This is a genomic window from Asanoa iriomotensis (genome assembly GCF_016862515.1).
Classification (GTDB): Bacteria; Actinomycetota; Actinomycetes; order Mycobacteriales; family Micromonosporaceae; genus Asanoa; species Asanoa iriomotensis.
In genome coordinates, this window is record NZ_BONC01000084.1 from 18,219 (window position 1) to 31,231 (window position 13,013).

At 73.0% G+C, this 13,013-nt stretch carries 14 protein-coding genes; 8 read left to right on the plus strand and 6 right to left on the minus strand.

Translation table 11 applies throughout. From position 1 onward, the window contains the following. Positions 1 to 204 precede the first annotated feature (204 nt). From Air01nite_RS35710 to Air01nite_RS35740, 7 genes are all read left to right on the plus strand, one after another. A complete protein-coding gene (locus tag Air01nite_RS35710; protein ID WP_203707810.1) occupies positions 205 to 2,028 on the plus strand; it encodes an anthranilate synthase family protein in 1,824 nt (607 codons plus the stop codon). Positions 2,029 to 2,190: 162 nt separating this feature from the next. Then, the gene (locus Air01nite_RS35715; protein ID WP_203707811.1) at positions 2,191 to 3,012 is read left to right on the plus strand and encodes an ABC transporter ATP-binding protein; all 822 of its coding nucleotides are present in this window, start codon (positions 2,191 to 2,193) and stop codon (positions 3,010 to 3,012) included. Further along, a complete protein-coding gene (locus Air01nite_RS35720) occupies positions 3,009 to 3,800 on the plus strand; it encodes an ABC transporter permease (protein WP_203707812.1) in 792 nt (263 codons plus the stop codon). Before Air01nite_RS35715 ends, Air01nite_RS35720 begins: the two co-directional genes overlap by 4 nt. Further along, entirely contained in the window at positions 3,764 to 4,891 is a 1,128-nt protein-coding gene (locus Air01nite_RS35725; protein ID WP_239091203.1) for a sensor histidine kinase, read from the plus strand. The genes Air01nite_RS35720 and Air01nite_RS35725 overlap by 37 nt, the downstream gene beginning before the upstream one ends. Continuing rightward, positions 4,888 to 5,505 carry a response regulator gene (locus tag Air01nite_RS35730; RefSeq protein WP_203707813.1) on the plus strand — a complete coding sequence of 206 codons (618 nt, stop codon included), beginning with the start codon at positions 4,888 to 4,890 and terminating at the stop codon, positions 5,503 to 5,505. Before Air01nite_RS35725 ends, Air01nite_RS35730 begins: the two co-directional genes overlap by 4 nt. A gap of 37 nt (positions 5,506 to 5,542) precedes the next feature. Continuing rightward, on the plus strand, positions 5,543 to 6,382 hold the full coding sequence (locus Air01nite_RS35735) for a hypothetical protein (RefSeq protein ID WP_203707814.1): 840 nt from the start codon (positions 5,543 to 5,545) through the stop codon (positions 6,380 to 6,382). A gap of 6 nt (positions 6,383 to 6,388) precedes the next feature. Continuing rightward, entirely contained in the window at positions 6,389 to 7,234 is an 846-nt protein-coding gene (locus Air01nite_RS35740) for a hypothetical protein (RefSeq protein ID WP_203707815.1), read from the plus strand. A 167-nt stretch (positions 7,235 to 7,401) separates the two neighbouring features. Here Air01nite_RS35740 and Air01nite_RS35745 read toward each other — a convergent pair whose 3' ends face one another. After that, positions 7,402 to 7,890, minus strand: a complete 489-nt coding sequence (locus Air01nite_RS35745; RefSeq protein ID WP_203707816.1) for a DUF1877 family protein — start codon at positions 7,888 to 7,890, stop codon at positions 7,402 to 7,404. A gap of 77 nt (positions 7,891 to 7,967) precedes the next feature. On the opposite strand from Air01nite_RS35745, the gene Air01nite_RS35750 reads away from it, so the two are divergent. Beyond that, positions 7,968 to 8,798: a hypothetical protein gene (locus tag Air01nite_RS35750; protein ID WP_203707817.1), complete on the plus strand. Its 831-nt coding sequence runs from the start codon at positions 7,968 to 7,970 to the stop codon at positions 8,796 to 8,798. Here Air01nite_RS35750 and Air01nite_RS35755 read toward each other — a convergent pair. From Air01nite_RS35755 to Air01nite_RS35775, 5 genes are all read right to left on the minus strand, one after another. Next, positions 8,773 to 9,642 (minus strand): transposase, encoded by an 870-nt coding sequence (locus Air01nite_RS35755; protein WP_203707818.1) that lies wholly within the window; start codon positions 9,640 to 9,642, stop codon positions 8,773 to 8,775. The genes Air01nite_RS35750 and Air01nite_RS35755 overlap by 26 nt on opposite strands. Continuing rightward, entirely contained in the window at positions 9,639 to 10,457 is an 819-nt protein-coding gene (locus Air01nite_RS35760) for an SDR family NAD(P)-dependent oxidoreductase (protein ID WP_203707819.1), read from the minus strand. Before Air01nite_RS35760 ends, Air01nite_RS35755 begins: the two co-directional genes overlap by 4 nt. Next, positions 10,444 to 11,340 (minus strand): alpha/beta fold hydrolase, encoded by an 897-nt coding sequence (locus tag Air01nite_RS35765; protein ID WP_239091204.1) that lies wholly within the window; start codon positions 11,338 to 11,340, stop codon positions 10,444 to 10,446. The genes Air01nite_RS35760 and Air01nite_RS35765 overlap by 14 nt, the downstream gene beginning before the upstream one ends. Next, the gene (locus tag Air01nite_RS35770; protein ID WP_203707820.1) at positions 11,337 to 12,656 is read right to left on the minus strand and encodes a cytochrome P450; all 1,320 of its coding nucleotides are present in this window, start codon (positions 12,654 to 12,656) and stop codon (positions 11,337 to 11,339) included. Before Air01nite_RS35770 ends, Air01nite_RS35765 begins: the two co-directional genes overlap by 4 nt. A gap of 125 nt (positions 12,657 to 12,781) precedes the next feature. Further along, positions 12,782 to 13,013: GGDEF domain-containing protein (locus Air01nite_RS35775; protein WP_203707821.1), on the minus strand; the 232-nt coding region annotated here is incomplete at its 5' end.

The window sequence follows — 13,013 nt, forward strand, 5'->3', positions numbered from 1 at the left end:
CCCGCCACCGTACCCCGCGGTTCCTCTTCCGAACCGCGCCCGCAACCGGTACGTTGCTGCCCATGCACGCGCGATTGAGCATGTGGTGGCCCGCCGACCCGGCGGCCCACTCCCGCGCGTAACCATCCGACGCGGCCGCCCTCGAGGCGGCCCGGTCATCGGTTTCCGCTCGACGGCACCCGCCCGAGCCTTGAGGAAACCGCGATGCAGCTCGATCAGCACAGCCCGTTCGCCCTGGTGCGCCGCGAAGGCGCCGACCACGTCGACGTGTACACCGGACCGGTGCGCACCGTAGCCACGCTCGCCGAGATCCCCGTCCCCGCGCTCGCCGTGGTCCCCTATCGCCAGGTCGTCGAACGCGGCTTCGAGGCCGTCGACGACGGCGTACCCCTGGAGTGCCTGTCGATCGAGACCCACCGGCGGGTGCCGCTCGCGGAGGTCCTCGCGGCACTGCCGGACGCGCCGGTCCGGACCGTCGGTGAGGCCGGGTTCGACGTCGGCGACGACGAGTACGCCGCGACCGTGTCCCAGGTGCTGTCCGACGAGATCGGCCGGGGCGAGGGTGCCAACTTCGTCATCCACCGCGCGTTCACGGCCCAGGTCGACGGGCCGCCGGTGGCCGCGGCGCTGGCCGCGTACCGCCGGCTGCTGCTCGACGAACGCGGCGCGTACTGGACGTTCGTCGTGCACACCGGCGCCCGCGCGATCGTCGGCGCCTCGCCCGAGCGGCACGTGTCGGTCGAGGACGGGCTGGTGATGATGAACCCCATCTCGGGTACGCACCGGACCGGCTCGGGCGTCGACCTGCTGGAGTTCCTCGCCGACCCGAAGGAGGTCGAGGAGCTCTACATGGTGCTCGACGAGGAGCTCAAGATGATGGCGACGGTCGCGGAGACCGGCGGCCAGGTCGTCGGGCCTTACCTCAAGGAGATGGCGCACCTCACGCACACCGAGTACCTGCTGGCCGGGCGGTGCACCCGGGACGTCCGGGACGTCCTGCGGGAGACCATGTTCGCGCCGACCGTGACCGGCAGCCCGATCGAGAACGCCTGCCGGGTGATCGCCCGGCACGAGGGTCGCGGGCGGCGTTACTACGGCGGCGTGGTGGCCCTGCTCGGGCACGACGCCGACGGGCGGCAGACCCTGGACGCGCCGATCCTGATCCGCTCGGCGGAGATCACCGCGAGCGGGTCGCTGCGGGTGCCGGTGGGTGCCACGCTGGTCCGGCACTCGACCACCGCGGGCGAGGTGGCCGAGACCCACGCGAAGGCGGCCGGCATCCTGTCGGCGCTCGGCCTCGTGCCGGCGCGCCCGCCCGCGGACCGGCCGGTCTCCCGGGCCGCCGACGCCGAGGTGCTGTCGCTGCTGTCGGCGCGCAACGACCACCTGGCGCGGTTCTGGCTCGACGAGCGCCCCGAGCCGGACGCGCTGGTCGTGCCGGCCCTGGCCGGGCGGCGGGTGGTGGTGGTCGACGCGGAGGACACCTTCACCGGGATGCTCGCCCACCAGTTGCGCGCGCTGGGCCTGCGGGTGTCGGTGGTGCCGTGGACCGCGCCGGCCTGGGGCGACGCCGACCTGGTGATCGCCGGCCCGGGACCGGGTGACCCGGGCGACCTCGCGTCGCCGAAGATGGCCGCGATGCGCTCGGTGGTCACCGCCCGGCTGGTCGACGGTCGCCCGCTGCTCGGCGTCTGCCTCGGCCACCAGATCCTGTCGTCGCTGCTGGGGCTCGGCATGCACCGCCGGCGGGCGCCGTACCAGGGCGTGCAGAAGGTGGTCGACCTGTTCGGTGAGCCGCGCCGGGTGGGCTTCTACTCGACGTTCACGCCGACCGCGACGTCGTCGGTGCTGTCGTCACCCTACGGTCCCGTCGAGCTCGCCCGGGCCGACGACGACAGCGTGCACGCGCTGCGCGGTCCGGCGTTCGCCGGCGTGCAGTTCCATCCCGAGTCGGTGCTGAGCGAGGACGGGCTGGCGGCGCTGACCGATCTGCTGCTCCACGCCCTGGTTCCGGTCGTGTCGGCATGATCGAGGCAATCCTGGGTACGCGTACCCTTTGAGTCGGTGGGCCGGGCGGGTTCGAGAGCCCCCGCCCGGCCTGCCGGCTCCCGTGTCCACCGGTCGGTGGACATGGGAGTTCCGACCGCCGGTCGTCCCGCGGGCCGCTTCGCGCGGCCGACCATCAAGGGCATGACAGACCAGGCGGTACGCGTACGAGGGCTGCGAAAGTCCTATCGCGACACCATTGCGGTGGACGGGCTCGACCTGGACATCCCGCACGGCGAGGTGCGGGCGCTGCTCGGGCCCAACGGCGCCGGCAAGACCACGACGGTGGAGATCCTCGAAGGGCACCGGGAACGGGACGCCGGCGAGGTCAGCGTGCTCGGTGTCGACCCGGGTCGGGGCGGGCTGGCGTGGCGCCGCGAGATCGGGATCGTGCTGCAGGCCACCGCGGACGCCGGCGAGCTGACCGTGGCCGAGATCGTCCGGCACGTGGCCCGGTACTTCCCGCGGTCGCGCGGGCTCGACGAGACGCTCGAGCTGGTCGGGCTGAGCGAGAAGCGGGACAGCCGGGTGCGCAAGCTCTCCGGCGGTCAGCGGCGGCGGCTCGACGTGGGGCTCGGCATCGTGGGGCGGCCCCGGCTGCTCTTCCTCGACGAGCCGACCACCGGGTTCGACCCGGTCGCCCGGCGGCAGTTCTGGTCGGTGGTGCGCGGACTCGAGGACACGACGATCCTGCTCACCACCCACTACCTCGACGAGGCGGAGGCGCTGGCCGACCACGTCACGGTGATCGCGGCCGGGCGGGTGGTCGCCGAGGGCGCGCCGGCTTCCTTGGGCGAGCGCGACGTCGCCACGGTCTCCTGGCGCGACGGCGCGGAGCGGACCACCGATCCGGCCGCCGTGGTGGCCCGGCTCACCGCCTCCTACGGCGGGCCCGTGCCCGGCCTCTCGGTCACCCGGCCGTCGCTGGAGGACGTCTACCTCGACCTGATCGGAGGCGCACGATGACCGTGGTTTCGCTCGGAGCGGCGCGGGCCGGCATCGAGCTGCGGCAGTTCTGGCGGGAGCGGGACGCGGTGGTGTTCACGTTCGCGCTGCCGATCGTGCTGCTCACGCTGTTGGGCTCGCTGTTCAGCGGCGTCTACGAGGGTTCGACGGTGACCTCGGCGCAGTACCTGGTGCCGTCGATGATCGCGGCGGGGGTCGCCTCGACGACGTTCGTCAACCTGGGCATCGGCATCGCCACCGACCGGGACGACGGCACGCTCAAACGGTTGCGGGGGCTGCCGATGCCGCCGCTGGCGTACCTCATCGGGAAGGTCCTGCTCGTCGTCGCGGTGACCGTGCTCGAGGTGGTGCTGATCGTCGGCATCGGGATCGTGCTGTTCGACCTCTCGCTGCCGTCCTCCCCCGCGCGGTGGCTGACGTTCGCGTGGGTGTTCGGGCTCGGCGTGGTGGCGTGCGGCCTGCTCGGTGTCGCGGCCGGCGCGCTGCCGCGGACGGCCCGCAGCGCGGCGGCGGTGCTCAACCTGCCGTACGTGGTGCTGGGGTTCATCTCCGGCATCTACTACACGCCCGTTGGCGCGCTGCCGGACTGGGTGATCCAGCTCGGTTCGGTGTTCCCGCTCAAGTGGATGGCGCAGGGCTTCCGGTCGGCGTTCCTGCCGGACAGCATCCTGCCGCAGGAGGTCGTGCCGTCGTGGGAGCATGGGCGCACCGCACTCGTGCTCGCCGCCTGGTGCATCGGAGGACTGGTGCTATGTCTGACCACGTTCCGCTGGAGTCGGCGTGGGTGACCCGGTTCCACTGGTTCGACGCGTACTTCGCGGTGGTCGGCGTCGGTGTCGCGGTGTTCGTGCTGCGCACCGCGTCCTCGCCCGCCGCGGGGTGGGCGTCGGCCGGGCTGCTGGGCGGCATCGCGTTGCTCTACGTGCTGATCGGGCGCCGGTTCATGCGCGACGAGGAGACCGGCTGGCGCGGCTTCGCCTACCTCCTGGGCGCGTTCGCCTGCTACGTGCCGGCGGTGGCGCTGGTCAGCGGCGCGTCGTTCGCACTGTTCGCCCTCTGTCCACAGTGCTTCATGGTGCTGCCGGCCCGGTTCGCGGTGGTGGCGACGGTGCTGTTCACCGGCACACACGTCGCGAACTTCTGGATCGTCGACGGGGACGCGTCCGTGCTGTTCGGCGAGCTCGTGCCGATGGCCCTGGTGATCGTGACCCTTTCGACGATCTTCGGCACGTGGTCGCAGCGGATCCTCTCCCAGAGTGACGAGCGGGCGGAGCTGATCCGTGAGCTGGCCGCGTCCCGGGCCGAGGTGGCCCGGCTCGGCATGCTCGCCGAACGGCAGCGGTTGGCCGGCGACATCCACGACACGATCGCACAGGGCCTGTCGAGCGTGGTGATGCTGATCCAAGCGGCGCGGTCCGACCCTGACCGGGCCGACGCGCATCTCGCGCTTGCGCTGGACACGGCCCGGGACAACCTCGACGAGGCTCGGGCGTTGGTGGCGGCCCTGACGCCGGCGCTGTTGGACGGGCGTTCGTTGGTGGACGCGCTGCGCCGGCTGTCGCCGTCGTTGGCCGTGAGTGGGCCGGTCCGTCCATTGTCGACAGGGTTGGACGTGGTGTTGCTGCGGGCGGCGCAGGAGGCGTTGACGAACGTGCGCAAGCACGCCGCCGGGCCCGCGTCCGTGTCGTTGGATTACGGCGCGTCCCTCGTGACGCTGACGGTGTGCGACCCGGGCCCGGGCTTCGATCCCGCGCTGTCGCCGTCGGCCGGCTACGGTTTGCCGGGCATGCGGGCGCGGGTGGCGCAGGTGGGCGGCTCGTTGACGGTGGACTCGAAGCCTGGGGCCGGCACGACGGTACGCGTGGAGGTGCGGGCGTGATCACGGTGCTGCTGGTGGACGACCATCCGGTGGTCCGGGCCGGTGTGCTCGGCCTGCTCGCCGGGGAGCCGGACATCACCGTGGTCGGCGAGGCCGCGTCGGGCCCGGAGGCGGTGACGGCGGCGGCGGCGCTGCGCCCGTCGGTGGTGCTGATGGACCTGCGCCTGCCGGCGCTCGACGGGGTAGGCGCGACCGCGCAGATCCTGGCGGCGTTGCCGGCCACGCGGGTGGTCGTGCTCACCACCTACGAGACCGACGCCGACATCCTGCGCGCGGTCGAGGCCGGCGCGGCCGGCTACCTGCTCAAGGACGCCTCCAGGATGGACCTGCTGGCCGCGGTGCGGGCCGCGGCGCGCGGCGAGACGGTGCTCAGCCCGTCGGTGGCGACCCGCCTGTTGCACCGGGTGCGCAATCCCCGGCCCGACGGCCTGTCGGCCCGCGAGGTCGAGGTGCTGCGCCTGGTCGCCGAGGGCCGGTCCAACGGCGAGATCGCCCGCGCGCTCCACATCAGCGAGGCGACCGTCAAGACCCACTTGCTGCGCGCCTTCGCGAAGCTGGGGGTCAACGACCGCACCGCCGCCGTCACCACCGCGATGGCGGCCGGCCTGCTCTGAGCGGAACCGTCGGCACGGTCGGGACGTCGCAGTAGGTGTGAAACCACGCCACCTCCTCGTCTTCGTGCTCGCCGGTCTGCTGATCACCCCGCTGGCCGGTTGCGGCGAGCCGGAAGGCCCGTCGTTCGGCGCCGAACCGGAACCCGATCTCACGCCCGAGACCCACAGCTTCCGCTACCGCACCGTCGGTCTGGTGTTGGAGAACGCCGACCACGGCCCGCAACTGTGCTTCAACGCCGCTCTGTCGCATCCGCCGCAATGCGGCGGGCTGGACATCGTCGGCTGGTCGTGGGACGGCCTCGCGCACGAGAGCGCCGGCGGCACCCGCTGGGGGTCGTTCGAGATCGTCGGCACCTACGACGGCGAGCGGCTCACCCTCACCGAGCCGGCGCGGGCGGGCGGCGGGCAGGGGACGACCAGCCCGATGCCGGACTTCAGCAGCGCCTGTCCCCCGCCGCCCGGTGGCTGGCGGGTCGTCGACGACGCCAAGGCCACGGACGCGGCGCTGCAGGAGGCGTTGGCGCTGGCCGAGTCCGCGCCGGGTGCCGCCGGTGCCTGGATCGACCAGAACGGCGGCGAGAACGACCCGAAGAAGCTGGTCCTCAACGTGCGCACGACCGGCGAGGTCGCCGCGCACACGCAGCGGTTGCGCGCGGTCTGGGGTGGCGCCCTCTGCGTGTCGCCGGCGCGGCGGACGCTCGCGGAGCTGCGCCGGATCCAGGCCGCGCTGCCCGACGTGCTCAACTCGGGCATCGACGTGGTCGCCAACCAGGTGACGGCGGACGTCTACGTCGCCACCGACGCCCGCCGCCAGGAGTTGGACGCCCGCTACGGCCCGGGCACGGTCCGGCTCACCGGCTTCCTCGAGCCGATGTGATCCCCGATGCGGCCACGCCTCCTGCTGGTCGTCGCCGTCCTGGGCGGCACGTCGCTCGCCGCCTGTGATGCCGCCGACGGACCGTCGCCAACGCCCTCGCCGACGCCCACGCCCGCGGTCCAGGCCACGCCGAGCCCTCGCTACGCCGCCACCCGTGTCGTGCTGGAGGACGCGACACACGGCCCGCAGCTGTGCGCGACGACGGAGAAGTCCGACCCGCCGCGGTGCGACGGGCTCGACATCGTCGGCTGGTCGTGGGATGACGTCCCACACGACACCGTCAGCGGTGTGCGGTTCGGCACGTTCGCCGTCGTGGGCACCTTTGACGGGGAACGATTCACACTGACCAAGCCACCGGAACGACCGCAGATTTCGATGCCGAGCGGTGGGGTGGCCACCATCAGCCCGTGTCCGCCATCGTACGTGCGGTGGCGGGTCGTCAACCGGGCGAAGGCCAGCCACGCCGATCTGCGGAAGGCGCGGGCCATGATCGACTCTTCGCCGGAGGCCGCGGGCGCATGGGTCGAATCGACCCTCGACACCCGGGGGCGGCGGATCCTGATCCTGAACGTCCGCTTCACCGGCGACCTGCCGGCGCACCAGAAGCGGCTGCGCACGGTCTGGGGTGGCGCCCTGTGCGTCGCGCCGGCGACCCGCACGACGGCCGAGCTGAACAGCATTCGGTCCACGGTCAGGCAGGCCTTGCCTGGCGTCACCGACGCGTACATCGACGTGATGGGCAACCGGGTGGTGGCGCAGGTGTGGGCCGCCACCGACGCTGTCCGCCGGGCCGCCGACGCCCGCTACGGCCCGGGCGCGGTGGAGTTCAGTCCGTTCCTGGAGCTTGTCTAGGGGTCTGTGTCGAAGTCCTGGCCGGAGCGAGGCGAGGCCTGGACGTCGGCTTGGGCCGCGCCGGGCGCGGCCGGAATACCGTTGTCGTATCCGGTCGTGACCGGCGTGGTTCCATCCGGCGTCTGGGTCCGCCGCGCCCGGTCAGGACTTCGACGCAGACCTGGCCGTCACTCGATCCAGCAGATGATCGCGTCGCCGTCCTTGGCCGCCTCGGCGAAGAGCGTCTGTGCGGACGGCAGAGCGTGGGCCGCCCATGGCAGTTCGGCCGGGTCGTCCCAGACCGACGGGTAGATCTCGGCCTTCGCGAGGTCTGCCACGTCGACGCCCTCGATCAGGTCGGCTTCGGTGAGTGCGGCGAGGGCCTCCGCCGCGGCCCGCACCTGCTCCGGCGTGAGGTAGCGCGGCGGGCCGTAGCCCCAGTCGACGTCCGTGTCCTCTTCGTCGTCGACGAAGCATTCCTCGCCGAGGACGATGCTGACCGGGAACCCCCGACGCCTCAGCAGGTGGTCGAGGGCGTGCCAGGTCTTGTCGGTGCTGTTCCAGCGGGCGTCGTCGTCGATCTCGACGATGGCCTCCGCGTGCTCCTGCAGCCAGTCGAGGTCGTCGCGGCCACGCGCCAGCTCGGCCGGCGTGACCCGCAGCCACATGCCATACATACCCACGACGGTGCAGGCTAGCTGATCTTGCGATGTCCGTGGGGAACCGTCGCCGGATCGGTTGCGTCGCAACAGGTATGAGAACACGAGTGCTCGTGGTGTCCGGCCTTTGTGGCGCGATGCTGGTCGGTTGCGGTCAGGTCGACGGCCCGCCGCCCGTGGTCGCCGAGGCCGGGGAGCAGGCGCGGGGCGAGCGCTACCGCGCAAACGGCATCGTGCTGGAAGACGTGACGCACGGCCCGCAGTTGTGCGAAACAGCCACGGCGTCGCTGAAGCCGCAGTGCCAGGGCATCGACATCGTCGGCTGGTCCTGGGAGCAGGTCGCACACCAGGACATCGACGGCACCAGGCACGGCGTGTTCGAAGTGGTGGGCACCTTCGACGGTGAGCGGCTCACGCTGACCGAGCCACCGGGACCACCGCGGCTGGATCGGCACCGCCAGGGGCCCGACTTCACCAGCCCCTGTCCTCCGCCGGCCGGTGGTTGGCGCGTCGTCGACCACGCGAAGGCCACCGACGCCGCGCTCCAGAAGGCGCGGGCGCTGGTCGATTCCGCGCCGGCTGCCGCCGGTGCCTGGATCGACCAGAACGGTGGCGAGAACGACCCGAAGAAGCTGGTGCTCAACGTCCGCTTCACCGGTGACCTGGCGGCGCACGAGAACAGGTTGCGCCGGGTCTGGGGCGGCGCGCTGTGCGTCCTGCCCGCTGCCCGCACGACAGCCGACCTCGAGCGCGTCCGGTCCGATGTGGAGGCTTCCCTGCCGGGAGTGACCGCCACCAGCATCGACGTCGTGGAGAACCGGGTTGACGTGCGGGTCGACGTCGCCACCGATGAGGATCGACGCGCGGCCGACGAGCGGTACGGACCCGGCGCCGTCGGGTTCACCCCGTTCCTGAAACCCCTGTGAGGGCGCTCCGGACGCGGTCCCAGGTGCCGTCCGCCGTCCAGCGGCGGTGCCGTTTCCACGCCGTCTGCCACGGGCCGAACCGCGGCGGCAGGTCGCGCCACGCGATGCCCGCCCGGTCGCGGTAGACCAGCGCCTCGACCACCTGCCGCTGCGGTGCCGGCGGGCGACCCGTCGCCGCGCGGGCCGGCGGCAGCAGCGGGCGGATCCGGGCCCACTGCTCCTCGGTGAGCAACAGGCCGCCGGCGGTCGGGGCGGGTGACGGTCCGGCCGGCGCGGCCGCGCCGAGCAGGGCGACGGCGGCCGCGATCCCGGTCTCCGCCACGTCGCGGACGTCGCCGCCCTCCTCCAGCACGGTCGCGGTCAGCTCACGCAGACCGCCGAGAATGACCAGGGCCAGCTCGCGGGAGACCGGCGCCCGACCCGAGCGGCGGAACGGCTCGTTGGCGGTCAGCCGCTGCACGAGGTCGGCGAGCGCGTTCATCGTCTCGCGGCGGACCCGGCCCGCGACCGGGCCGAGCGACGGGAACTCCCTGATCCAGCACAGTGACAGCTCCGGGCTGGCCGAGACGTGGCCGATGTAGGCCAGCACCGCCTGCCGGGTCTGCAGCTCCCACGGCGCGGCCGGGTCGACCGCGGTCACGATCCGCCGCATCAGCGCGCCGTTCGCCGCCTCCATCAACGCCAGCAGGCAGTCGTCCTTCGTCTCGTACACCTGGTAGAACGTGCTCCTGGACGCCCGCGCGTGCCGCACGATGTCGGCGATCGTGGTCTCCCGGTAGCCGCGCTCCTCGATCGCCCGGTGCAGCCCCTTCAGCAACCGCTCCCGGACCGGGTCGGCGGTCACCGGCGGCGTCGCAGCCCGGCGACGATGTCCCAGTAGTGGGTCGGCGCCAGCCGGGCCAGCGCGTCGACCAGGTAGGCGTCCGGGCCGACGAGGATCCGCGCCTTGCCCCGGTCGACTCCTTTGTGGATGATCGCGGCGGCGCGTTCCGGCGTGGTCCGGGCGATCGCGTCGAACTCCGCCGCGATCTGCTCGTGGGTGCGGCCGCGACCTTCCGGGTCACCGCGGAACCGGGCGTTGCGCGCGATGCCGGTCTTCACCCCACCCGGGTGTACGGTCGCCGCCCGCACCCCGCTCCCCCGCAGCTCCTGCCGCAGGGCCTCGGTGAACCCGCGCACCGCGAACTTCGCGGCGCAGTAGGCGCTCTGGTAGGGAACGCCGATCAACCCGTACACGCTGGAGGTGTTGACGATCGTGCCGGCGTCCTGCGCGACCAGCAGCGGCAGGAACGCCCGCACGCCGTTGACCACCCCGCGGAAGTTGATCTCGTGCAGCCAGTCGTCGTCCGCCGGCACGGCGCCGAGCACCGACGAGCCGAGCGCCACGCCCGCGTTGTTGAACACCGCGCCCAACGGCGCCGGCGCCCAGTCGCGCACCTCGGCGGCGAACGCGCTGACCTCGGCCGCGTCGCGCACGTCCAGGGTGCGGCGCAGCGCCGGCCCGGGCAGGTCGACCTGCTTGAGGCCCGGCTCGTCGACGTCGGCGACCGCCACCGGGCAGCCGGCCGCGGAGAGCCGCACCGCGAGCGCCCGCCCGATCCCCGACGCGGCACCGGTGACCACCGCCGTGCGGCCGGCCAGGGGCTCAGGCCGCGACATCGCCGGCCTCCATCCGCGCGTGGCCGGCGATCAGGTCGGCCAGCGTCGGCCACACCCCGGCCGGGCAGTCGTGGCCCAGGCCGGGGATGACCACGAGGCGCGAGCCGGCGATGGTCCGGTGGGTCATCCGTCCGCCGCTCGGGTGCACCATCCGGTCCCGGTCGCCGTGCACGACCAGCGTCGGCACGCGGATCTGGCGCAGCTCGCGGGTGCGGTCGCCGGAGGCGAAGATGGCGGCGAGCTGCCGGCCCACGCCCGCGGCTGAATGGTCGCGGTCCCAGGCGGCCCCGGCCCGCGCGCGCAGGGCGGGCTCGTCGAAGGGGAAGCCGTGCGAGCCGATGTGCCGGAAGAGCCGGACGGACCGGTCCACCGCCTCGTCCCGGCTCCGGGGCGGCGGCGCCGCCATCAGCCGCCAGGTGGACAGCCGGGGCCGGCCGACGAAGCGGGCGCCGGTGGTCGACATGATCGAGGTCAGCGTGCGGACGCGGTGCGGGAAGTGCGCGGCGACGGTCTGCGCGATCATGCCGCCCATCGAGACGCCGACCAGATGGGCGCTGGGTATGTCGAGCGCGTCGAGGAGGCCGGCCGTGTCGCGGGCCAGGTCGCCGAGGTGGTACGCGTGCGCCGGGATCCGGCCGGCGAGGATCCGCCCGAGCGACGGCGGCGGGTAGTCGGCGTGCGTGGACCGGCCGGTGTCCCGGTTGTCGAACATGATCACGCGGTAGCCGCGCTGTTCGAGAAGCTCCACGAAGCCCGCCGGCCAGGCGACGAGCTGCTGGCCGAGTCCCATGATCAGCAGCAGCGGCTCGCCGGCCGGGTCGCCCGCTTCGGCGTAGCAGAGCCTTATCCCGCGCCCGGCGTCGGCGAAGCGCTCCTCCCTCATGCGGTCGCCGCCATCCGCTCGTGCTGCGCGGGGCGCGACCCGGTGCGGCGGTGCACCACCGCGCGGCCGCCCTTGGCCGGTGCGTAGGCGACACCGCGGGGGTGCCAGCGCTCGCCGGCTGCGCGCGTGGTGTGCAGTTCGAAGTCGCGCAGCAGCGTGCGGAGCACGACGGTCATCTCCAGGTTGGCGAACGCGGCGCCGACGCAGCGCCGGGTGCCGCCACCGAACGGGATCCAGGCGTACGTGGCCGGCTTCTCGCCCACGAACCGTCGCGGGTCGAACCGGTGCGGGTCGGGGAAGACGGTCCCGTCGGTCTGCACCAGGTCGATCCCGGCGAGCACGGTCCACCCGCGCGGCACGGGCATCCCGCCGATGACCAGGCCGTCGCCGTTGACCCGCCGGGCGGTGTTGATCACCACGGGCCGGGTGCGCTGGATCTCCAGGATCGTGGCCTGGAGCAGGTCGGTGCCGCCCCGGTCGAGGTCGTCGACCAGCGCGGACAGCGCGGCGGGGTGCCGGCTGAGCCGTTCGACCGCCCAGGCCAGCGTGGTCGCGGTCGTCTCGTGCCCGGCCGCGAGCAGGGTGAGCAGCTCGTCCTTGACGTGCGCGTCGGTCATCGGCGCGCCGTCCTCGTAGCGGCTCTGCAGCAGCATGGCCAGGATGTCGTCGCGCTGGTCGTCGCCGCGGGCGCGGTCGATCAGGATCTGGACGGTCCGGTCGTACGAGGCCCGGTATTCCCGGAACTTGCGCCACGGTTTCCACGGGCCGATGCCGCGGTCGGTCACGGGCAGCATGGTCAACCGGGAGCCGTAGGTGACGAAGGCCGGCAGCGTCTCGCGGAGCTCGCGCAGCTCGGCGCCGTCCGCGCCGAAGACGGCCCGCAGGATCACGTTGAGGGTGATCCGCATGAACGGGGTCAGGGTCGCGAACTCCCGCCCCACCGGCCAGGTCGCGGCCTCCCGCTGGAACTCCTCCTCGATCAGGCCGGCGTAGGCGTGCATCCGCCGGCCGTGGAACGGCGGGACGAGCAGCTTGCGCCGCAACCGGTGCGGCTCGCCGTCGAGGCCGAAGATCGAGCCGGCGCCGAGCATGCGGCCGAGGTTGGGCTGCGGCGTGCCGGCGACGTCGGGGCCGGCGGTGAAGAGCTGCTTGAGGGCGGCGGGGTCGCTGACCACGAGGGTCTTGCCGAACGGCGGCACGTCGAGCACGAAGGCCGGGCCGTGCCGGTCGCGCAGTGACGTCAGGAACCGGCGGCGGGCGAACACCATGCCGGCCGCTTGGGCCGCCTTGGGCAGGCGCACGACGGGAGGGCCCATCCGTCCTCCTCAGGGGAGTACCGAGCAGTACCCGACACCAGCACGGTAGTCCCGCCGGAGATAGACGCACAAGGGTTGATCGACGTCTCCAATGTGGCCGAGTTTGGAGACAGGGCTGGTTTATGTCACGGGCCGGCTGGTGGGCCGCTGACCTGGTTGCGACCGGAGCGCTTGGCGGCATAGAGGGCTCGGTCGGCCAACCTCGTCAGGGTCTCGACGGTCTCGCCGTCCTCGGGGTAGGAGACGACGCCGATGCTCACGGTGACCGTCAGATAGGTGTCGGCGTACTCGATCTGGCGCGTGGCGACCGCCGCCCGCAGCCGCTCGGCCGTGGCAGCCGCAGCTTGCTGGTCGGTG

Bases quoted from the DNA above. Each gene is read 5' to 3' on its own strand.
- Air01nite_RS35765 (WP_239091204.1), bottom strand. From the start codon at position 11,340: ATGAGGGAGGAGCGCTTCGCCGACGCCGGGCGCGGGATAAGGCTCTGC.
- Air01nite_RS35740 (WP_203707815.1), top strand. From the start codon at position 6,389: ATGCGGCCACGCCTCCTGCTGGTCGTCGCCGTCCTGGGCGGCACGTCG.
- Air01nite_RS35720 (WP_203707812.1), top strand. From the start codon at position 3,009: ATGACCGTGGTTTCGCTCGGAGCGGCGCGGGCCGGCATCGAGCTGCGG.
- Air01nite_RS35745 (WP_203707816.1), bottom strand. From the start codon at position 7,890: ATGTATGGCATGTGGCTGCGGGTCACGCCGGCCGAGCTGGCGCGTGGC.
- Air01nite_RS35750 (WP_203707817.1), top strand. From the start codon at position 7,968: ATGAGAACACGAGTGCTCGTGGTGTCCGGCCTTTGTGGCGCGATGCTG.
- Air01nite_RS35760 (WP_203707819.1), bottom strand. From the start codon at position 10,457: ATGTCGCGGCCTGAGCCCCTGGCCGGCCGCACGGCGGTGGTCACCGGT.
- Air01nite_RS35770 (WP_203707820.1), bottom strand. From the start codon at position 12,656: ATGGGCCCTCCCGTCGTGCGCCTGCCCAAGGCGGCCCAAGCGGCCGGC.
- Air01nite_RS35725 (WP_239091203.1), top strand. From the start codon at position 3,764: ATGTCTGACCACGTTCCGCTGGAGTCGGCGTGGGTGACCCGGTTCCAC.
- Air01nite_RS35710 (WP_203707810.1), top strand. From the start codon at position 205: ATGCAGCTCGATCAGCACAGCCCGTTCGCCCTGGTGCGCCGCGAAGGC.
- Air01nite_RS35715 (WP_203707811.1), top strand. From the start codon at position 2,191: ATGACAGACCAGGCGGTACGCGTACGAGGGCTGCGAAAGTCCTATCGC.